The organism is Pseudomonas parakoreensis (assembly GCF_021602155.1).
GTDB lineage: Bacteria > Pseudomonadota > Gammaproteobacteria > Pseudomonadales > Pseudomonadaceae > Aquipseudomonas > Aquipseudomonas parakoreensis.
In genome coordinates, this window is sequence record NZ_BQHY01000011.1 from 166973 (window position 1) to 187016 (window position 20044).

At 61.8% G+C, this 20044-nt stretch carries 16 protein-coding genes and 3 pseudogenes; 8 read left to right on the forward strand and 11 right to left on the reverse strand.

Features of this window, described 5'->3' with window-relative positions; genetic code table 11:
* Positions 1–108: 108 nt before the first annotated feature.
* The 3 genes and pseudogenes from L6D63_RS28825 to L6D63_RS18875 all read right to left on the reverse strand — a co-directional run bounded on the left by L6D63_RS28825 (position 109) and on the right by L6D63_RS18875 (position 3270).
* Positions 109–930, reverse strand: a complete 822-nt coding sequence (locus L6D63_RS28825) for a methyl-accepting chemotaxis protein (RefSeq protein ID WP_373292980.1) — start codon at positions 928–930, stop codon at positions 109–111.
* A gap of 84 nt (positions 931–1014) precedes the next feature.
* A pseudogene (locus L6D63_RS28830) lies at positions 1015–1791 on the reverse strand (cache domain-containing protein); the annotation flags it as partial.
* Positions 1792–1953: 162 nt separating this feature from the next.
* Positions 1954–3270, reverse strand: a complete 1317-nt coding sequence (locus L6D63_RS18875) for a Na+/H+ antiporter family protein (protein ID WP_041070854.1) — start codon at positions 3268–3270, stop codon at positions 1954–1956.
* 145 nt (positions 3271–3415) lie between these two features.
* Here L6D63_RS18875 and L6D63_RS18880 point away from each other — a divergent pair, with 145 nt between their 5' ends.
* From L6D63_RS18880 to L6D63_RS28840, 3 genes and pseudogenes are all read left to right on the forward strand, one after another.
* Positions 3416–3571 carry a hypothetical protein gene (locus L6D63_RS18880; RefSeq protein WP_236170371.1) on the forward strand — a complete coding sequence of 52 codons (156 nt, stop codon included), beginning with the start codon at positions 3416–3418 and terminating at the stop codon, positions 3569–3571.
* Between the two features lie 385 nt (positions 3572–3956).
* Positions 3957–4925: pseudogene (locus L6D63_RS28835) on the forward strand (PDC sensor domain-containing protein); the annotation flags it as partial.
* 264 nt (positions 4926–5189) lie between these two features.
* Positions 5190–5783: pseudogene (locus tag L6D63_RS28840) on the forward strand (methyl-accepting chemotaxis protein); the annotation flags it as partial.
* A gap of 125 nt (positions 5784–5908) precedes the next feature.
* On the opposite strand, the gene L6D63_RS18890 reads toward L6D63_RS28840, so the two are convergent.
* Genes L6D63_RS18890 through L6D63_RS18905 form a run of 4 tightly spaced genes read right to left on the reverse strand, consistent with a single transcriptional unit; the run spans position 5909 to position 8510 of the window.
* Positions 5909–7222, reverse strand: coding sequence for a sensor histidine kinase (locus L6D63_RS18890; RefSeq protein ID WP_095667022.1), 1314 nt, complete (start codon positions 7220–7222; stop codon positions 5909–5911).
* Positions 7219–7887 carry a response regulator transcription factor gene (locus tag L6D63_RS18895; protein WP_131670086.1) on the reverse strand — a complete coding sequence of 223 codons (669 nt, stop codon included), beginning with the start codon at positions 7885–7887 and terminating at the stop codon, positions 7219–7221. Before L6D63_RS18895 ends, L6D63_RS18890 begins: the two co-directional genes overlap by 4 nt.
* Positions 7888–7890: 3 nt before the next feature.
* The gene (locus L6D63_RS18900) at positions 7891–8202 is read right to left on the reverse strand and encodes a PepSY domain-containing protein (RefSeq protein ID WP_041070842.1); all 312 of its coding nucleotides are present in this window, start codon (positions 8200–8202) and stop codon (positions 7891–7893) included.
* Positions 8202–8510, reverse strand: coding sequence for a PepSY domain-containing protein (locus tag L6D63_RS18905; RefSeq protein WP_131670085.1), 309 nt, complete (start codon positions 8508–8510; stop codon positions 8202–8204). Before L6D63_RS18905 ends, L6D63_RS18900 begins: the two co-directional genes overlap by 1 nt.
* Positions 8511–8726: 216 nt before the next feature.
* Here L6D63_RS18905 and L6D63_RS18910 point away from each other — a divergent pair, with 216 nt between their 5' ends.
* The 4 genes from L6D63_RS18910 (at position 8727) to codA (ending at position 13286) form a co-directional block, all read left to right on the forward strand.
* Positions 8727–9806, forward strand: coding sequence for a patatin-like phospholipase family protein (locus L6D63_RS18910; protein ID WP_121184624.1), 1080 nt, complete (start codon positions 8727–8729; stop codon positions 9804–9806).
* A 95-nt stretch (positions 9807–9901) separates the two neighbouring features.
* Positions 9902–10258 (forward strand): 6-carboxytetrahydropterin synthase QueD, encoded by a 357-nt coding sequence (gene queD / locus L6D63_RS18915; RefSeq protein ID WP_003223505.1) that lies wholly within the window; start codon positions 9902–9904, stop codon positions 10256–10258.
* Positions 10259–10752: 494 nt separating this feature from the next.
* Complete coding sequence (gene codB, locus L6D63_RS18920) at positions 10753–12024, forward strand: cytosine permease (protein ID WP_131670084.1); 1272 nt, start codon at positions 10753–10755, stop codon at positions 12022–12024.
* 14 nt (positions 12025–12038) lie between these two features.
* Complete coding sequence (gene codA / locus L6D63_RS18925; protein WP_236170372.1) at positions 12039–13286, forward strand: cytosine deaminase; 1248 nt, start codon at positions 12039–12041, stop codon at positions 13284–13286.
* A 166-nt stretch (positions 13287–13452) separates the two neighbouring features.
* On the opposite strand, the gene L6D63_RS18930 is transcribed toward codA, so the two are convergent.
* The gene (locus L6D63_RS18930) at positions 13453–14433 is read right to left on the reverse strand and encodes a diaminopimelate epimerase (RefSeq protein WP_131670082.1); all 981 of its coding nucleotides are present in this window, start codon (positions 14431–14433) and stop codon (positions 13453–13455) included.
* Positions 14434–14672: 239 nt separating this feature from the next.
* Here L6D63_RS18930 and L6D63_RS18935 point away from each other — a divergent pair, with 239 nt between their 5' ends.
* Entirely contained in the window at positions 14673–15824 is a 1152-nt protein-coding gene (locus L6D63_RS18935) for an MFS transporter (RefSeq protein ID WP_041070818.1), read from the forward strand.
* A gap of 117 nt (positions 15825–15941) precedes the next feature.
* Here the strand turns inward: L6D63_RS18935 and L6D63_RS18940 are convergent, their stop codons facing one another.
* From L6D63_RS18940 to L6D63_RS18950, 3 genes are all read right to left on the reverse strand, one after another.
* On the reverse strand, positions 15942–18365 hold the full coding sequence (locus L6D63_RS18940) for a TonB-dependent siderophore receptor (protein WP_131670081.1): 2424 nt from the start codon (positions 18363–18365) through the stop codon (positions 15942–15944).
* Positions 18366–18463: 98 nt separating this feature from the next.
* Positions 18464–19447 carry a FecR family protein gene (locus L6D63_RS18945; RefSeq protein ID WP_131670080.1) on the reverse strand — a complete coding sequence of 328 codons (984 nt, stop codon included), beginning with the start codon at positions 19445–19447 and terminating at the stop codon, positions 18464–18466.
* Between the two features lie 40 nt (positions 19448–19487).
* Positions 19488–19988, reverse strand: coding sequence for a sigma-70 family RNA polymerase sigma factor (locus L6D63_RS18950; protein WP_047295156.1), 501 nt, complete (start codon positions 19986–19988; stop codon positions 19488–19490).
* Between the last annotated feature and the right edge of the window lie 56 nt (positions 19989–20044).

Here is a 20044-nt window from a genome sequence, read left to right on the forward strand (position 1 = left end):
TGGCTTGCCAGCGATGAGGCCGGCACATCCGACATTGATGTCGACTGACAGGACGCCATCGCTGGCAAGCCAGCTCCCACAGGATTTTGAGTCGAACTCTCGATTGCGTCAGATGCGGAACTGGCCCACCAGCTTGCCCAACCGCTGCCCCAGCTCCGCCAGACTGCGCGAAGTCTGCGCGCCCAACTGGGTCTCATCCGCCACGCTGTCCACCGCCACGGCGATCTGATGCACGCTGCGGTTGATCTCTTCGGCCACCGCCGTCTGCTCTTCCGCCGCACTGGCGATCTGCGCGTTCATCGAATTGATGGTCGCAATCAGCTCGGCCATCGCATCCAGCGACGCGCCAGCCTGATTGGCTTGCGCCGAGGTGCCATCGCCCGCCTCGCTGGAGCGGCGCATCGCCTCGACCGCCGACTGCGTGCCCGCCTGCAAACGATCGATCATGCCCTGAATTTCCTGGGTGCTGATCTGCGTGCGGCTGGCCAATGCCCGCACTTCGTCCGCCACCACCGCAAAGCCACGCCCGGCCTCCCCGGCCCGCGCTGCCTCAATTGCCGCGTTCAGTGCCAGCAGGTTGGTCTGTTCGGCAATCGAGCGGATTACTCCGAGCACGCCTACAATCGACGACACGTCTTGCTGCAGGCTGTCGAGCGATACGCCGCTGCTGCGAATGTCATCCACCAGCGCATGAATCTGTTTGATGCTGCCAGCCACCACGCGCTTGGCGCTCTGGCCCTCCTCGTCGGTCTGCTGCGCGGCCACCGCGGCGTTCTGCGCGCTTTTGGCGACTTCCTGGGCGGCGGCGGACATTTCGTTGATCGCCGTGGCAACCTGATCGGTCTCGTGACGCTGACGCTCCATCGCCTGATCGGAACGCTGGGCCTGATCCGACACTTGGGTCACCAGGCCGGTCAGTTGCGTGGTCATCTCGGTGATCTGTCGCACCAGGCCGTGGATCTTGTCGACGAAGCGGTTGAACGAGCCGGCCAGTTCGCCGAGTTCATCCTGGCTGCTGATGTTCAGCCGGCGGGTCAGATCGCCCTCGCCTGCGGCGATGTCGTCGAGGTTGGCTTTCATCAGGTTCAGCGGCCGCAAAATGGTGTTGGCCAACAGCATGCCCGCTGCGGCGATCACCAACAGCACCAGCACGGCCACGCCGACGATGCTGAGAATCACGCCTTGCATACGCTCCTGCACTTGCGCCTCGACCACCGCCACTTGCGCTTCAATGCCGTCGAGGTTGACCGACGTGCCCACCGCCATGTCCCACTTTGCCAGGTATTCGGTGTAGCCGAGTTTCGGCACCAGCACGTTGGCATTACCCGGCAGTGGCGAGCTGTATTGCAGATAGTGGGTGCCGTCCTTGGCTACGCTCACCAGGCCGCGATTGACGTAAACCCCGTTGGGGTCGCGGTTGTCCTTGAAGCTTTTGCCCACACCTTCCGGGTCATTGGCCTTGAACAGGCGCACGGTTTCGGAGTCGTAGCCGAAGAAATAGCCGTCCTTGCCGTAGCGGATGCCCGATAGCAATTTGATCGCCTGCGCCCGCGCCGCGTTGTCACCGGGGGCGGCCGCGTCGTACAGCGGTTTGATCGTGGTCATCGCCACGGCAACGTAACTTTGCAGCGTGGCCTTGGCGTCGGCGAGCAGGCGTTCGCGGGTCTGTTCGACCTCGGTGTGCGCCTGCTGCTGGAGGATGAACAGCGTGGTCAGACTGATGACCAGCGCAAAGAGCAGCACCGGCAGGACGGCAAGGGACAGGACTTTAGCCTTGAGACTCAAGCGCATTGGGGGGGCTCACTCTTTTGGTTTTATTGGCGTGGTTAAAGGCGTTAACGGCACGCGCGAGCAAAAGTTGAACCCAAAAAAAGATCGCAGCCTTCGGCAGCTCCTACAGATATTGATGTAGGAGCTGCCGAAGGCTGCGATCTTTTGATCTTCAGCTTTTAATCAGAGGACCATCGCCGCCACCCAGCCGAACGCCAGCAGCGGCAGGTTGTAGTGCAGGAAGGTCGGGACCACGGTGTCCCAGATGTGGTGATGCTGACCGTCGATGTTCAGGCCGGAAGTCGGGCCCAGCGTCGAGTCCGAGGCGGGCGAACCGGCGTCACCCAGGGCTCCGGCGGTGCCGACGATGCAGACAATCGCCAGCGGGCTGAAACCCAGTTGCACGCACAGCGGCACGAAAATCGCCGCCAGAATCGGCACGGTGGAGAACGACGAACCGATGCCCATGGTCACCAGCAGCCCCACCAGCAACATCAACAGCGCGCCGATGCCCTTGCTGTGATTGATCCACGACGCCGACGATTCGACCAGGGTCTGCACTTGCCCGGTAGCCTTCATCACTTCGGCGAACCCGGACGCGGCAATCATGATGAAACCGATCATCGCCATCATCTTCATGCCTTCGGTGAACAGGTCATCGGTCTCACGCCACTTGACGATGCCGGACACCGAGAAAATCAGGAAACCGACCAGCGCCCCGATAATCATCGAGTCCAACAGCAGTTGCACAATGAACGCCGCCGCAATCGCCACACCGGCGATCATCAGGCTCAGCGGGTTGTACTGCACGGCCACTTGCTCGACCTGCTCGATTTTCTGCAGATCATAGACGCGCTTCTTGCGGTAGCTGATGAACGCCATGGCCAGGCCGAACAGCATGCCCAGCGCCGGAATGCCCATGGCGTGGGTGACGTTGATGCCACTGATGTCGACGCCGCTGCGCGCGACGTTGGCCAGCAGGATTTCATTGAGGAAGATGTTGCCGAAGCCCACCGGCAGGAACATGTACGGAGTGATCAGGCCAAACGTCATGACGCAGGCGATCAACCGGCGATCGAGTTGCAGCTTGGTCAACACATATAACAGTGGCGGCACCAGCAGCGGAATGAACGCAATGTGGATCGGCAGAATGTTCTGCGAGGCAATCGCCACCACCCAGAGCAGGCCGATCAGCAGCCATTTGACGCTGCCGCCCCCGGTCGCGTGTTGCCGATCGACCATCGCCAGCGCCTTGTCGGCCAGCGCATGGGCCAGGCCGGACTTGGCAATCGCCACGGCGAACGCACCCAGCAATGCGTAGGACAAGGCCACGGTTGCGCCGCCACCCAGACCGCTGTTGAACGCCTTGAGCGTGGCATCGATGCCCAAACCACCGGTCAGGCCACCGACCAGCGCACCGACGATCAGGGCGATCACCACGTGCACACGGGACAGGCTGAGGATCAGCATGATGCCGACCGCAGCAATCACTGCATTCATTTCACTACCTCAAAAACACGGCGATGACATCATCACCGCCAGACAGGATGAGTCCGCCAACGGTTAACCGGCGGATTGGCAAAGAGGGTCTTATTAGAAGGGCGCGCACTGTGCCGCAGAGTGGCGATGGTGTCAAAGCAACCGAATGCAACAACCGATGAACCACCCTGTAGGAGCTGCCGAAGGCTGCGATCTTTTGATCTTGTTTTTAAAAATCAAAATCAAAAGATCGCAGCCTTCGGCAGCTCCTACAGGGGATTGGTTGCATGCGGCAATCGGTCATATTGCGCTTGAACAATAAAGAAAGCCGAAACGCGGCCGTTACAGTGCAAAGTCTCAGATATTTATCGAATAAGGACGTCTCCATGTCGCTCAGACAACTTTCCATTCAATGGAAAATCACCCTGCTCGCCGGCCTGTGCCTGGCGGGCATCGTGACCCTGCTGGTGGGTCTTTCGCTGTACCGCATGGAGCACAGCTCCGAGCTGGTGAAGGCTTCGAGCATGGAGATGCTGACCGAGTCGGCCCAGGCGCGCATTGAATCGCAAGGCGAAGTGCAGGCTGCCGGGATTCGCCAGCAGTTCATGGACGCCTATCAATATGGCCACGGTTTTTCGCGGCAGGTGCTGTTCCTGCGCGAGCAGGCCGAGAAGCGCTTCCTCGATGCTTTTGACCTGCGCGAAGACATGACCCGTCAGGTCAAGTCCGCGCTGCAGGCCAACCCGGAGCTGCTCGGTCTGTCGCTGGTGTTCGAAGCCAACGCCTTGGATGGCAAGGATGAACTGTTCGCCGGTCAGGCCGAGCTGGGCAGCAATGACAAGGGCCGCTTCGCCCTCTACTGGTCGCAGCCGACTCCCGGCAAAGTCACCTCGATGGCCCTGCCGGAAAGCGACATGACCGATACCAGCACAGGCCCCAGCGGTCAGGCGGCCAACGCCTGGTTCACCTGCCCGCGCACCACGCTCAAACCGTGCGTGATCGAACCGTACTTTTATGTGATCGACGGCCAGAACGTGCTGATGACCAGCATCGTCTTTCCGCTGATGGTCAACGGCAAAGTCATCGCCTCGCTGTCGGTGGACATCAATCTCAACAGCCTGCAGGCGATCAGTCAGGGCGCGAGCAAAAAACTCTACGACGGCCAGACCGCCGTGAGCATCATCAGCCCCACCGGCCTGCTCGCCGGTTACAGCCCGGACGCCAGCAAGCTGAGCAAACGTCTGGATGCCGTGGACACCGTCAGTGGCGCCGAACTGCTGCGTCAACTCGGCGCCAGCAGCAGCGTCAGCAGCCTGCACAGCAACGGCCAGTTGAAAGTGCTGTCGCCGTTCCAGCCGATCCCCGGCGGCCCGTCGTGGGGCGTGTTGCTCGACGTGCCGGAAAAGGTGCTGGTCAGCCGCGCCGAAGCACTCAAGCAGCAACTGGATGCGAGCAACCACTCCGGCACCCTGATCGAACTGAGCCTCGGCGTGCTTGCGGCGCTGATCGGCCTGTTGCTGGTGTGGCTGATGGCACGCAGTGTGACCAGACCGATCCTCGGCGTGGCCAACATGCTTGAAGACATTGCCAGTGGCGAAGGCGATCTGACCCGCCGCCTGGCCTACGACAAAAAAGATGAACTCGGCCAATTGGCCGGCTGGTTCAACAAATTCCTCGACAAGTTGCAACCGATCATCGCCGAAGTGAAACGCTCGGTGCAGGACGCGCGCAACACCGCCGACCAGTCCTCGGCCATCGCGACTCAGACCAGCGCCGGCATGGAGCAGCAATACCGTCAGGTCGATCAGGTCGCCACCGCATCCCACGAAATGAGCGCTACCGCGCAGGATGTAGCGCGCAGTGCTGCGCAAGCCGCCGAAGCGGCCAAAGACGCCGACCGCGCCACCCGTCAGGGCCTGACCGTGATCGACCGCACCACCGCGAGCATCGACACCCTCGCCGCCGACATGAGCGCAGCAATGGTGCAGGTCGAAGGCCTGGCCGCCAACAGCGAGAAGATCGGCACCGTGTTGGAGACCATCCGCGCCATCGCCGAACAGACCAACCTGCTGGCGCTCAACGCGGCAATCGAAGCGGCGCGTGCCGGTGAAGCCGGGCGCGGTTTTGCCGTGGTCGCCGACGAAGTGCGCAACCTCGCCCGCCGCACGCAAGAGTCGGTGGAAGAAACCCGTCAGGTGATCGAGCAACTGCAGACCGGTACCCAGGATGTGGTCGGTTCGATGGGCAACAGCCATCGTCAGGCGCAGGGCAGTGTCGAGCAGGTCGGTCAAGCGGTGACCGCACTGCGCCAGATCGGTGATGCGGTGACGGTGATCAGCGACATGAACCTGCAAATCGCCAGCGCGGCGGAAGAACAGAGCGCGGTGGCCGAGGAGATCAACAACAACGTGGCGACCATTCGCGACGTCACCGAGTCGCTGTCCGGACAGGCCAACGAGTCGGCGCGGGTCAGCCAGTCGCTGAACAGCCTGGCGAATCAGCAGCAGAGTCTGATGGATCAGTTCCGGGTCTGACTGCATCACCCTCGCCTGTAGGAGCTGCCGCAGGCTGCGATCTTTTGACTTTGATTTTTTAAAAACCAAGATCAAAAGATCGCAGCCTTCGGCAGCTCCTACAGGGGGTTTGTGGGGAACCGGGGTTAGCGTTTGGGCAACTCGATCACCACCTTCAACCCGCCCCACTCGCTCTCGCCCAGCACCAGCAACCCGCCCCACGTCTCGACAATATCCCGGACAATCCCCAGCCCCAGACCATGCCCGTCAGTCTGCTCGTCGAGCCGCGTGCCACGGCTGAACACCTGAGTGCGCTGTTCTTCGGGAATCCCCGGGCCATCGTCTTCCACGCTCAGGGCGAAGCCGTCCGTTCGTTCGATCACGCTCAGGCGCACCTCGGCATCCGCCCATTTGCAGGCGTTGTCCAACAGGTTGCCGAGCAGCTCCAGCAAGTCCTCGCGATCCCAAGGCAATTGCAGCCCCGGCGGCGCGACGTAGCTCAACGTCAGATGCTCGCCGTGAATCATGTTCAACGTCGCCAGCAGCCCCGGCAGTTCCGCATCACAATCAAACAGCGCGCCGGGCAGTGCATCACCGGATAAACGCGCCCGATTGAGTTCACGATTGAGCCGCTGCTGCACTTGCTCCAGTTGCTCCTTGAGGATCTTGCGCAGCTCCGGATGGGCGTCGAGTTTTTCGTTCGAGGCCAGACTCAGCAGCACCGCCAGCGGGGTCTTCAGCGCATGTCCCAGATTGCCCAATGCATTGCGCGAGCGCTTGAGACTGTCTTCGGTGTGCGCCAGCAAATGGTTGATCTGCGCCACCAGCGGCTCGAGCTCGACCGGCACCTGATCGTCCAGTTGCGAGCGCTGGCCCTGTTGCAACTGGGCGATCTGCTCGCGCGCGCGTTCCAGCGGCTTGAGCGCGCGACGCACCGTCAACCGTTGCAGCAGCAGAATCAGCAGCAAGCCGGCCAGGCCCAGCCCGAGGCCGATCTGGCGCATGCGCTGGAAACTCTCGCGCACCGGGGTGTAGTCCTGGGCGACGCTGATGGAGATTGACTGCCCCAAACGCCGATAATCCGAACGCAACACCAGCAACTGCTGACCGTCCGGCCCCAGTTGCAAATTGCTGTGCAAACCCGGGTGCTCCAGCAGTGGCAGATCCTGATCCCACAGCGAACGCGAGCGCCAGTGGCTGTCGGCAAAATCGATGCGGAAGTAATGCCCGGAAAACGGTCGCTGATAGGCCGGCGACAGGTGCCGCTCATCCAGTTGCAAACCTTGTGGGCCACGCACCAGCGCCACCAGCAGGCTTTCGCTGTCGTTGCGCAGGCCGGCTTCGAGATAACGCTGCAAACCGACTTCGAACAACCACAGGCTGGTTTGCGCCAGTACCAGGCCGACGATCACCATCACGCTGATCAAACCCAGGCTCAAACGGCGCTGGATCGACCTCACGAAGCCTGCCCGCCGAACAGGTAACCCTGGCCGCGACGGGTTTCGATCACCGATTTGCCGAGCTTGCGCCGCAGGTGGTTGACGTGGACTTCGAGGACGTTGGAGTCACGCTCGGTCTCGCCGTCGTAGAGGTGCTCGGCGAGGTGGGTTTTCGACAGGATCTGTTCCGGGTGCAGCATGAAATAACGCAGCAGGCGGAATTCGGCGGCGGTCAGCTGAATCTCGCTGCCGTCACGAATCACGCACTGGCGACCTTCGTCCAGATGCAGGCCGGCGGCCTTGAGCGTCGGCTGGTTGGCCTGGCCCTTGGAGCGGCGCAGCAACGACTGCACGCGCAGGTGCAGCTCTTCAGGGTGAAACGGTTTGGTCAGGTAATCGTCGGCGCCGGCCTTCAGGCCTTCGATGCGCTCGGCCCAGGAATCGCGGGCGGTAAGGATCAGCACCGGAGTCGACAGGCCACCGGCGCGCCATTGCGCCAGCACCTCCAGCCCGGGAACGCCAGGCAGACCAAGGTCGAGAATGATCAGGTCATAGGGCTCGCTGCTGCCCTGATACACCGCATCGCGTCCGTCCGCCAGCCAGTCCATCGCGTAGCCTTGGCGCTGCAGGCCGGCGATCAATTCGTCAGCCAGCGGCACGTGGTCTTCCACCAGAAGCAAACGCATCGGTCAATCTTCCTTGTCTTTAACTAATTCGCCAGTATCGGCCTTCAGGTGCAGCTCGCGCGCCACGCCCTCGACGGTCAGCAGCTCGACTTCATACACGTAGACGTCGTGCTTTTCCTCCAGCTCGACTTCCAAAAGTTTCGCGCCGGGGTAGCGATCCAGCGCCTGTTGCAGCACCTGCTCCAGCGGCAGGATCACCCCCTGCTGCCGCAGCCGCAGCGCCTCGTCCTGATCGAGATCGCGGGCCATCGCCGCCGAGCAAACAATCACAAGCGCCAACGCCGTGCGGCTGGTGGCGCGAACATTAACCTTCATTACGTATCCTGATGATCCTTGAGAACCTGCCCAGTCACCGCGTCTAATTCCAGATCCCACTCCAGCCCTTGTGGATCACGCATTTCGACCTGGTAGACGTACTTGCCGTACTGCTCTTCCAGCTCGGTATCGGTGATGGTCGACCCCGGATGACTGGTCAGCGCCGTGGCGTTGAGCTTCTCGAAGGAGACGATAGTACCAGCGTCGCGCAGGCGCAGGGCTTCGTCGGGGCCAAGATCGCGGGCATGGGCGAGGCTGGCGGTCAGACCGATGATCGCGGCAATGGACAGGGCAGTCAGGGTTTTCATGGATGTCTCCGTATTTTTATGTGCAGCTACGGTGGGCACCTTAGCGGGATCAACTTAACTGAAACTGAATTGCCATCATTGCCCCTGAAGGAGCTGCCGCAGGCTGCGATCTTTGATCTTGCCTTTAAAAATCAAAAGATCGCAGCCTGCGGCAGCTCCTACAGAGATCGGTAACATGTGCTTATAATTGTTCGCGTGCTAACGATCGAGACCGGTATGACTGCCATTCACATCAAGTTCCCCGCCCTCACCCTCAAGGCCGGCCCTCGGGCCATGGCGCGCATTCGTGCCCAAGGCCTGAACGCCGCCGACGTCGGCACCCTGCCCGGTGCGGCCGGCGGGCCGAAGGCGCTGGGGATTCAGGGGCTGGACCTGGCGTTGTTCGGCGAATGGCTGCCGAGCGCGCCGCGTGAGCGCTCGCTGATCGGTGCCTCGGTCGGTTCCTGGCGCTTCGCCAGCGCTTGCCTGCCGGACGCTGCCGAAGGCATTCGCCGCCTCGGCCAGTTGTACGCCGAGCAGAATTTCAACAAAGGCGTGACCATGGCCGAGATCAGCGCGAGCTCGCAGCGCATGCTCAATGACCTGCTCGACGGCCGCGACGCCAGCATCCTCAACAACGCCGACTACCGCCTGAACATCATGGTGGTGAAAAGCCACGGGCGCCTGGCCGACGATCATCGCGGTCGCCTCGGCCTGGCGCTGGGCTCGGTGATCGCCGATAACCTGCGCGGTCGCGCACGGCTGTCGCGGCACTTCGAACGGCTGATCGTTCACGATCCGCGCCTCGCCCCACCGGTGAATGCGTTGAATGACTTTCCGTCACGCTTTGTCGCCCTCAATGCGGGCAACCTGCGCCAGGCGCTGCTGGCGTCCGGTTCGATCCCGATGGTCATGGAAGGCGTGCGCGACCTGCCGGGTGCCGGTGCCGGCACCTTCCGCGATGGCGGTCTGCTCGATTATCACCTCGACCTGCCCTACAGCGGCGATGGCATCGTGCTCTATCCGCACTTCACCGACCGGGTGATCCCGGGTTGGTTTGACAAGACCCTGCCTTGGCGCCGCGCCTCGGTCGAGCGCTTGCAGGACGTGCTGTTACTGGCGCCTTCGAAGGACTATCTGGCGCGCCTGCCCTACGGCAAACTGCCGGATCGTAACGACTTCAAGCGCTTCATGGGCGATGCGCCGAGCCGGCAGAAATACTGGCACGCGGCGATGGACGAAAGCCGCCGCCTGGGCGACGAGTTTCTCGAATTGACCGCCAGCGGTCGCCTCGCCGAGCGCTTGCTGACCCTTTAGTCAGTGTTTTCCCGCATCGCCAAACACAAGCTGGTAAACTCGCCGCCTGCCCGAATCGCTGCGGCGAACGCCACCTGAACAGAGCCGAAAATACTGTGGAAATCTTCAAGGAATTTACTTTCGAATCCGCCCACCGCCTGCCGCACGTCCCGGACGGCCACAAGTGCGGACGCCTGCACGGCCACTCGTTCAAGGTGGCGATTCACCTGAGCGGCGACCTCGATCCGCACACCGGCTGGATCCGCGATTTCTCCGAGATCAAGGCGATTTTCAAGCCGCTGTACGAGCGTCTGGATCACAACTACCTGAACGACATTCCTGGCCTGGAAAACCCGACCAGCGAAGTGCTGGCCAAATTCATCTGGAATGAAATGAAGCCTCTGCTGCCGGAACTCAGCGCGATCCGCATTCACGAGACCTGCACCAGCGGTTGCATCTATCGCGGTGAATGATTGAACACAAATCCCCCTGTAGGAGCTGCCGCAGGCTGCGATCTTTTGACCTTGATCTTTAAAAACAAGATCAAAAGATCGCAGCCTGTGGCAGCTCCTACAGGGAAGAGTGTGTTGTCAGGGAAATAGAGAACAGCCTTCACGGCTGTTTTTTTATGCCTATGCTTTTTGGCTCAAACCCGCCAAGAGGACACCTTGTCCAGGAAAACGCCCCGGAAGCGGTCATCGCCGCCCTGCTCAGATTCCTCTGACCCAACACCCAGCCCTTGTGGGAGCGAGCCTGCTCGCGAAAGCGGAATATCAGCCATTGCAGATGTCGCCTGACGCGCCGCCTTCGCGAGCAGGCTCGCTCCCACATTGGGCCCGGGTGCATTCGGTTGCACCGCTTTCGCGCCAATCCACGTGTCTCGTCTCTACATAACCCGCGCCAACCGGATTTGGCACGACCACTGCAACCTGCTTCGCGTCCCCCCCTCTTCAGCAAGGAACGCCCCATGACGCAGAACGATCCCGGCAACGACTACCCCCTCAGCGAAGTCCCGATGCATGCGCGAAAAGGCCTGGCCTCGACCGCCATGGTGTTACTGGGATTCACATTTTTCACCGCAACCATGTTTGCCGGCGGCAAGCTCGGCGTGGCCTTCAATTTTGGCGAGATGATGGCAGTGATCATCGTCGGTAACCTGCTGCTCGGGCTGTACGCGGCGGGGCTGGGTTATATCGCCTTCAAGAGCGGGCTTAATTCGGTGCTGATGGGGCGTTTCTGTTTTGGTGAGGTCGGCAGCAAACTCAGTGACCTGATCCTGGGATTTACCCAGATCGGCTGGTACGCCTGGGGCACTGCAACCGCCGCGGTGGTGATTGGCAAATACTTCGCGCTGGAGCAAGGCACGGTGCTGGGCCTGATGGTGCTGTTCGGCCTGGTGTTCTGCGCCACGGCGTATGTCGGTTATCGCGGCCTGGAGATCCTCTCGTACATCGCGGTGCCGGCGATGATGCTGCTGCTGATGCTGTCGATGTGGGTGGCGACCGTGAAAGTCGGTGGCCTCGATGGTTTGCTGGCGGTGGTGCCGAGCGGTTCGCTGGACTGGTCGACCGCGATCACGCTGGTGTTCGGCACCTTCGTCAGCGGCGCGACGCAGGCCACCAACTGGACACGTTTCTCACGCTCGGCACGGGTTGCCGTGCTGGCGAGCCTGATCGGATTTTTCATCGGCAATGGCCTGATGGTGCTGATCGGTGCCTACGGCGCAATCGTCTATCAGCAGCCCGACGTGGTTGAAGTGTTGCTGCTGCAAGGCTTCGCCATGGCCGCAATGGCCATGCTGTTGCTGAATATCTGGAGCACCCAGGACAACACCATCTATAACTTCGCCGTCGCCGGTTGCAACCTGCTGCGCACCGGGCGGCGCAAGACTGTGACCCTGGCCGGCGCGGTGATCGGCACCCTGCTCGCGCTGCTGGGCATGTACGACATGCTGGTGCCGTACCTGATCCTGCTGGGCACGGTGATTCCACCGATTGGCGGGGTGATCATGGCCGACTTTTTCTTCCGCTGGCGCGGGCGCTATCCGCGTCTGGCCGACACACGGCTGCCGGCGTTCAACTGGCCGGGGCTGGGGGCTTACGCGGTCGGTACGCTCGCCGCGTTCCACTCGCCGTGGTTCGCACCGCTGGTAGGGATTGCCGCCGCCGCGCTAACGTATGTCATCGTTACCGGCCTGCTCGGCGCCCGTCGCGCCAGTGCGCCACTACCAGACCTATAAGAAGGATTCGCCTGATGCATATCATCAACGCCCGGCTGCGCAACCAGGAAGGTTTGCACGAATTGCACCTGGAAGACGGCCTGATCCGCAGCATCGGCCGCCAGACCGAAGCCCCGACCCTCAACCCCGGCGACCTCGACGCCGGCGGCAATCTGGTGGTGCCGCCCTTTGTCGAGCCACACATCCACCTCGACGCCACGCTGACGGCCGGGGAGCCGCGCTGGAACATGAGTGGCACACTGTTTGAAGGCATCGAGTGCTGGGGCGAACGCAAGGTCACCATCACCGAAGAAGACACCAAAACCCGCGCCAGGAAGACCATTCAAGCCTTGGCCGCTCACGGCATTCAGCACGTGCGCACCCACGTCGACGTCACCGACCCGCAGCTCACCGCGCTGAAGGCGATGCTCGAAGTCCGCGAAGAAACCCGGCATCTGATCGACCTGCAAATCGTCGCGTTCCCACAGGAAGGCATCGAGTCGTACCGCAACGGTCGCGAGCTGATGGAAGAAGCGATTCGCATGGGCGCCGATGTGGTTGGCGGCATTCCGCATTTCGAGTACACCCGCGATCAGGGCGTCAGTTCGGTGAAGTTTCTGATGGACCTGGCCGAACGCACCGGTTGCCTGGTCGATGTGCATTGCGACGAAACCGATGACCCCCATTCGCGCTTTCTTGAGGTACTCGCCGAAGAGGCCCGCAGCCGCGACATGGGCGCGCGGGTCACGGCCAGCCACACCACGGCGATGGGCTCTTACGACAACGCTTACTGCGCGAAATTGTTCCGTTTGCTCGGTCATTCCGGGATCAGTTTCGTCTCGTGCCCGACCGAAAGCATTCACTTGCAGGGGCGTTTCGACAACTTCCCGAAACGCCGGGGCGTGACCCGGGTCAACGAGCTGCTGGAGGCCGGGATGAACGTGTGTTTTGGCCAGGATTCAATCGTCGATCCGTGGTACCCGCTGGGCAATGGCAACATCCTGCGCGTACTCGAAGCCGGGTTGCACATCTGCCATATGCTCGGCTACCGGAATCTGCAGAATGCGCTGGACCTGGTCACCGACAACAGCGCCAAAGCCATGCATCTGGGCGAACGTTATGGACTGGAACAGGGGCGCCCGGCCAACCTGCTGATTCTGTCGGCGGACAGCGATTACGAAGTGATCCGCAGCCAGGGGCTGCCGCTGTATTCGATTCGTGACGGAAAAGTGCTGATGCAGCGGAAAATGCCGGTGGTGGAGTTCAGCAGCCCTCTTGATTGACCGCCATTTCCTGTAGGAGCTGCCGCAGGCTGCGATCTTTGTTTTTGATTCTAAAAACAAGATCAAAAGATCGCAGCCTGCGGCAGCTCCTACAGAATGCTCGCGATCCTGCATGGCTATGCATTGCCCTGTGGGAGCTGGCTTGCCAGCGAAGGCAATCACCGCTTCAACCGATCAAGCAAGCCGTGCCAAACAACCTGACCCGCATCAATTCGCCCCGCTCTTCTTCAAGCAACACCGGCGCCGTCCCGCCCGGCATGACGACGTGCACCTCCCCGCTCGCCACCCAACCCACTGCCCATGCGGCACAGGCCACTGCACTGGCGCTGGTACCGGAAGACGCCGTCGGTCCTTCACCACGCTCGAACACTCGGGCGACGATGCGCTGCGCTGACTCAAGCGCGGCCCATTGCAGATTGACGCCCGCCGGGCATGGCTGGCCGGCGCCCGTCGGCATCGCGTAGGCGATTCGGGTCAGGCCTTCGGCCCATGGCGATTGGCGCATTGGTGAGTTGCTCGGCAATTCGGCGATGTCGGTCAACAACGTTACGCAATGCGGATTGCCGATGCGCACGAACTGACTGTGCTGCCACGCGGAATCGAGTTGTGCCAATGGTGCTACGTGGCTCACCTCATGACCATTGAACACGCACTTTTCAACCTGCTGCGCACCCACCGCTGAAGGCCCGAAGCCCGGTTGACCAAGGTCCAGCCAGAACCCGTTCACGCCTTCGACTACGGCCGGTTTCACCGAGGTTTCCACGGCAACACCCTTGTCGTGATGCACTCGCAGCGACGCCCCTTCCGGCGGCATCAGCCCTTGCTCCAGCAACGACTGGGAAAAAATTGTCAGGCCATTGCCACTGCGCTCGGCCAAGGTGCCGTCAGTGTTGACGATCAGCACGTCGAACGGCGGCGCTGACTGGAACGGGCCGATCAACAGACCGTCGCTGCGGTGCGACTTGCTCCCCACCGGACGCTGGCCCTCGGGCCAGTCGCAACACAGGGCAATGGCCGCCTGACTCCAGGACGGTCTCGACACCGCACACTGCGCGGCTCCCATCGGCAAATCGATCCCCGACTCACGAAGTGCCTGCGGCGAAATCACCCCGTATATATTGCCCCGCGCATCGTAGAACTGCGTCATCACCGCCCCTGTTCGTCTTGTGGAAGCACTCACTTTAAACCGCGATCCCCTGTCGGCGTGAGCCTGCTCGCGATAACGGGCTGTCAGGCGCCCTGTTCATTGCCTTATCCACCGCTATCGCGAACAGTCTCATGCCTACAGGTTAGGATGTCGGCTGCCCCGCCCCGAGACCTGCGATCGAACCTCGCCGCGCGATGACTGTCATTCGGGGGACGCGACGTTTTTTGCCAAGGATCGATATGACCAGCCTCAACCCCCAAGACACTTTTGTCCCCGGACGCCTGCAGCAGATGTCGACGCGCATCGCTTTCTTCATCGCCGGCCTGGGCATTGCCGCGTGGGCGCCATTGGTGCCGTACGCCAAGGCCCGCGCCGGGCTCGACGAAGGTACGTTGGGCCTGCTGCTGTTATGCCTCGGCGTCGGCTCGATTCTCGCAATGCCACTGGCGGGGATTCTCGCCACGCGCTTCGGCTGCCGCAAAGTCGCCACCGGCGGCACCCTGCTGATCTGCGCGGCGCTGCCGTTGCTGGCGACGGTATCGTCGATTCCGGCGCTGATCGCCACGCTGTTCATGTTCGGTGCCGGTCTGGGCACGGTGGATTCGACCGTCAACCTGCAAGCGGTGATCGTCGAAAGGGCCAGCGGCAAGCACATGATGTCGGGCTTTCATGGCCTGTTCAGCCTTGGCGGGATTGTCGGCGCAGCGGGGGTCAGTGCCCTGCTCGGCCTCGGTCTGACGCCGCTGGCAGCGATGCTGGTAGTGGTAGCGGTGTTGGCCGGCGCGCTGTTCAAGTGTGTACCGCACATGTTGCCGTACGGCAGTGAAAGCTCGGGACCCGCCTTCGCCATTCCCCACGGCATTGTGCTGTTCATCGGCGGCATGTGCTTCATCGTGTTCCTCACCGAAGGCGCGGCGCTGGACTGGAGTGCGGTGTTTCTTGCGCAGGAGCGCGGGATCGACACGGCGTACGCGGGATTGGGTTATGCGGCGTTTGCATTGACCATGACGGCCGGACGTTTGATGGGTGACCGGATCGTGCGGACTGTCGGTGCAACGCGGATCATTCTGTTTGGTGGTCTGTTGGCAGCTGCAGGTCTGTTTCTGGCGACATTCGCGCCGAGCTGGGAAGCGGCATTGGTCGGTTACGCACTGGTGGGTGCGGGTTGTTCGAACATCGTGCCCGTGCTGTACACGGCGGTGGGCAAGCAGACGGTGATGCCGGAGAGCATCGCGGTGCCAGCCATTACCACCCTGGGCTACGCAGGGATTCTGGCGGGACCGGCGGTGATCGGCTTTGTCGCGCATGCCAGCAGTCTGAGTTTTGCCTTCGGGTTGATGGCGCTGCTGTTGGTGGCCGTCGCCATCGGCGGCAAAGTTCTCAAGGTCTGAACCCCATCATTGTGGCGAGGGAGCTTGCTCCCGCCGGGTTGCGGAGCGCCCCGAAAAAATCGGGCCTGCTGCGCAGTCCAGCGGGAGCAAGCTCCCTCGCCACAGGGTCAGGCGTTATCAGAAACCGACACTGGCCTGTACAAAGAATGTCCGTGGCGCACCGACATACATCCCCGAGTTGTTGTCGCTGGAACGGGTGAAATACTGCTTGTCGAAGACGTTTTTCACCCCGGCGCCGAGCTTCAGGTTCGACACCTGCGGCCCGAAGTCATACCCGCCGCGCACGTTCCACGTTACGTAGCCGGGAATATCGCCGTACTGCCCGTCTGCCGAGCCTTCGGTGATGTAATTGCCGTTGAAGCTGCCGTCGGCGTTCATGCCGGTGCCAGGGGCGCGCTGTTTGGACTGGGCGAAACCGTCGATGTTGTAGGTCCAGCGGTTGACGTCGTAACGCAGCCCCACGGTCGCCACCTGCCGCGAATAGAAAGGCAGATCACGGCCCTTGAAGCCCGGAATCTCACCCTCGTAGGTCGCGCGGGTGTAAGTGAAACCGGCGTTGGCGGTCAGCCCGTCAAGGCGTGGATCGAGCGCGGCCATGTCGTAATGCACCGACGCTTCGATGCCCTGATGCTTGGTCGCGCCGAGGTTGGTCCAGCCGACATCGTTGCTGATGTATTGCAGTTCGTCATCGAAGTCGATGTAGAACAGCGTCACTTCCCCGCCCCACACGTCATCGTTGTAGCGTGTGCCGATCTCGTAGGTCTTGGCCTTTTCCGGCTCCAGGCCGTTGGCGGTCTGGTCACCCGAGCCGCCCTGGCCGAGCTGGAAATACTGCAGGCTGCCAAACGAGGTTTCGTAGTTGGCGAACAGTTTCCATGCATCCGACAGGTGATACATCACGCTCAGTGCCGGCAGCGGTTCGTTGCTTTCGATGCTGCGGTTTTTCTCCGGCACGCGCTTGCCTGCGGTGTCGAGCACGGCGCGGTCATGCCAGTCGGTGCTGATGTGTTCGAAGCGAATGCCCGGGGTGATGGTCCAGTTGCCGACGTCGATCTTGTTGTCGACGTACACCGAGTTGGCTTCGGTGCCACCGGTACGATCCTGGAACACATGGCCATCGGAGGTCGGGGTGACCACCGGCTGATTGTTGACCAGCGCCAGACGGCTCGACTGCTCGTGCATCGCCTCTTTCAGGTAGCGATAACCGACGCTGACTTCCTGAGTGGTCGGGCCGACATCAAACACCCGCGACACACGCGGCTCGACACCGAGGGTGTAGTAGGAACGCGGGTACGAACTGAGGGTTTTCTGGTCGCGGGCGGCGATGGTGCTGCCGCGAAAGCTGTCGGTGTAATAGGTCAGGATTTCTGCCTGGGTACGCTCGTCGATCTGGCGAATCCACTTGAACGATACGTCCTTGCGCCGACCGCTGAAGTTGTCGTAATCGCGCACCGAGTCGTACGGCTTGTCGTCGTACTGTTTCTGCGTCAGACCGCCGGGCATGTCGGCGCTGGCGTCGTAGTAATGGAAGTTGAGGCTGAAATCGTCCTGATCGGTCGGCGCCCAGTGCGTCTTGAGCAGCACATCGTCGATGTCGTTACCGTTGTTGCGCTCGCGGTAACCGTTGCCGTTGACCCCGGAATACAACAACGCCACACCCATGCCATTGTCGGCGGTGCCGCCGAGGAACGCCGTGTCGATGTGTTTCCAGCCGCCGTAACGGGAGGTTTCCAGGGTGGTGCCGATTTCCCCGGTGGCTTTTTCCGGGATGGCGCGGGTGACGAAGTTGATTACGCCGCCGACGTTCTGCGGCCCATAACGCACGGAACCGGCGCCACGCACCACATCGATGCTGTCGAGATTGCCGGAAGAGATCGGTGCCATCGACAGTTGCGGCTGGCCATACGGTGCGAACGCGGCCGGCACGCCGTCGATCAACACCGTGGAGCGTGGCGACAGTCGTGAAGTCAGACCACGCACGCCAACGTTCAGCGCGATGTCGCTGCCGCCGGTGCCGTTGGAGTCCTGCACCTGCACGCCGGGCACGCGCTTGAGCACATCACTGACGTTCATCGCGCCCTGCTCGACCATGGCTTCGCGGCGGATCACCGTACGCGCACCCGGGTGGTTCTGCACCACTGCGGCATCAGCGTCACCGAGCCAGTCGCCGACCACTTTGATGTCGGTCACACCCAGTTCCAGCGGGCCATTGCTGGCAGCGGTCGCGGCCGGTGCAAGGGTCACCGAGCCCTCATTGATCTGATACTCCAGGCCGCTGCCCTGCAACAACTGACGCAGCGCCTGCTCGGGAGAAAGGTTGCCGTCGACCGCCGGTGCCTGTTTGCCAGCAACCAGCTCCGGGCTGAAGAAAACCTGCAGCGAAGTTTGCTGGCCAAGTTCGCTCAGGGCCTGGCCCAGCGGCTGGGCGCGGATGTGAATGGCTTCAGCGGCGAAGGCCAGCGGTACGGCGGCATTGACCGCCAGCGCGAGAGCCAGCGGCAGCCAAGGGGATTTTTTGTTGTGGGCTGAGGTGTTTTTCACGTCGAACGTAGTCCTGTGGATCGCAAGAGTGTGCGTCTGTTAATGCAAACCAGTTGCAGTTGAACAGGAAGACGATGAACTCGAAAAAAACCTGAATGTTATTTGGAAATTATTTCCTGACTGCCATCGGCCAAGGTGCGTACGGCCACCGGCAGGATGTTTGGCAAGGCCTTGAGCAAGGCGTCGGTATTGTCGGATTTGAACACGCTGGTCAGGCGCAGGTTGGCCACCGTCGTGTTGGCGACCTTCAGCGGTTTGTCGCGATAACGCGAAACCTCCGCCACCACTTCGCTGAGGCTGGCGTTGTTGAACACCAGTCTGCCGCTGCGCCATGCCGTCAGTTCGACGGGGTTGACCGCATAGGCCGCAGCGACTTTGCCCTCGGCGTCGACATGGGTGCCGAAGCCTGCGGTCAGGTTGATGAAAGCATTGTCCGGTGCATTGCGCCCCTGCACCTTGACCGTGCCCTGCTCCACCGCAACCCGGGTTTGCGTGGCATCGCGGCGCACATCGAAACGGGTCCCGGTGACCGTGACCTTGCCACTACCGGTCTCGACCACGAACGGTCGCGCGGTGTCGTGCTGAACGCTGAACATCGCTTCACCTTCACTCAATTCGATGAGGCGCCGATCCTGCTCAAAACGCACCTGCAGACGGCTGCGGCTGTTCAGATCAATCACTGAACCGTCCGGCAACGCCACGTGCTTGCGTTCGCCCAGCGCCGTGGCGAACTCGGCGTGATAGCCGCCCGGATGATTCAAACCACTGAACAGACCGAGCCCTAGCGCCACCGCCAACACACTGGCGGCCACGGCATAACGCAGTAAAGGACGTCGCTCGCGGCGGGTTGACGGTGTTTCAACAAGCGCCTTGAGGCGTGGCGCCGGTAACAGATCGGCGGCGGTCCACAGACCTTGCAGCAACTGTAATTCGTCAAGGTGCTGCGGATGCTGGTTCAGCCAGGCGTCGAAGCGCTGCTGCTCGTCGGCACTGATCAGCGGTTCCTGCAAACGCACAAACCAGCGTGCCGCCTCATCGCGCACCGTTGTTTGCCCGCACGCGCAATCACGGGTATCCATCATGGAATGTCCTGTCGGGCTGGGGATGAAAAGCGGCGGCCGCTCATGACTGCATGCCATCGAGACGGTCGCGCAGGTGCCGCAGGGTGCGAATCATATATTTTTCGACCATGTTCCTGGACAGTCCCAGGCGTTCGGCGATTTCGGCCTGAGTCAGCCCTTCGATCTTCTGCCAGACGAAAATCCTCCGGCAATTGAGCGGCAGTTCCTGCAGCGCCCGTTCGATGGAGTCGGCCAACTGGATCGCCTGCATGTAATGCTCCGGGTCGCCGGTTGACGACACACTGTGATCGATCGCCTGTGACTCCATGGCTTCCCGCCGATCCTCACGCCGATAACCGTCGACCGCGATATTGCGTGCGGTCTGGTGCAGATACGCCCGTGGCTGCTGCACCGCTGCCGAATCGGATTCGAGCACCCGCACGAAGGTGTCGTGCGCCAAATCCTCGGCCTGCGCGCGATTGCGCAGGCGCCGGGTCCAGGTGCCGATCAACTCTTCGTAATGCTCGAAAAAGCCGGGTCTGCGGGGCAGCATGGGGTTCATGACAGCGTGCTGGGGGAAAGAGGCGTGAATAGTAATGCTTCCTATTAAGCCCGGCA

Bases quoted from the DNA above. Each gene is read 5' to 3' on its own strand.
- L6D63_RS28825 (WP_373292980.1), bottom strand. From the start codon at position 930: ATGACCACGCAACTGACCGGCCTGGTGACCCAAGTGTCGGATCAGGCC.
- L6D63_RS18875 (WP_041070854.1), bottom strand. From the start codon at position 3,270: ATGAATGCAGTGATTGCTGCGGTCGGCATCATGCTGATCCTCAGCCTG.
- L6D63_RS18880 (WP_236170371.1), top strand. From the start codon at position 3,416: ATGCAACAACCGATGAACCACCCTGTAGGAGCTGCCGAAGGCTGCGAT.
- L6D63_RS18895 (WP_131670086.1), bottom strand. From the start codon at position 7,887: ATGCGTTTGCTTCTGGTGGAAGACCACGTGCCGCTGGCTGACGAATTG.
- L6D63_RS18900 (WP_041070842.1), bottom strand. From the start codon at position 8,202: ATGAAGGTTAATGTTCGCGCCACCAGCCGCACGGCGTTGGCGCTTGTG.
- L6D63_RS18905 (WP_131670085.1), bottom strand. From the start codon at position 8,510: ATGAAAACCCTGACTGCCCTGTCCATTGCCGCGATCATCGGTCTGACC.
- L6D63_RS18910 (WP_121184624.1), top strand. From the start codon at position 8,727: ATGACTGCCATTCACATCAAGTTCCCCGCCCTCACCCTCAAGGCCGGC.
- codB (WP_131670084.1), top strand. From the start codon at position 10,753: ATGACGCAGAACGATCCCGGCAACGACTACCCCCTCAGCGAAGTCCCG.
- codA (WP_236170372.1), top strand. From the start codon at position 12,039: ATGCATATCATCAACGCCCGGCTGCGCAACCAGGAAGGTTTGCACGAA.
- L6D63_RS18930 (WP_131670082.1), bottom strand. From the start codon at position 14,433: ATGACGCAGTTCTACGATGCGCGGGGCAATATATACGGGGTGATTTCG.
- L6D63_RS18935 (WP_041070818.1), top strand. From the start codon at position 14,673: ATGACCAGCCTCAACCCCCAAGACACTTTTGTCCCCGGACGCCTGCAG.
- L6D63_RS18945 (WP_131670080.1), bottom strand. From the start codon at position 19,447: ATGATGGATACCCGTGATTGCGCGTGCGGGCAAACAACGGTGCGCGAT.
- L6D63_RS18950 (WP_047295156.1), bottom strand. From the start codon at position 19,988: ATGAACCCCATGCTGCCCCGCAGACCCGGCTTTTTCGAGCATTACGAA.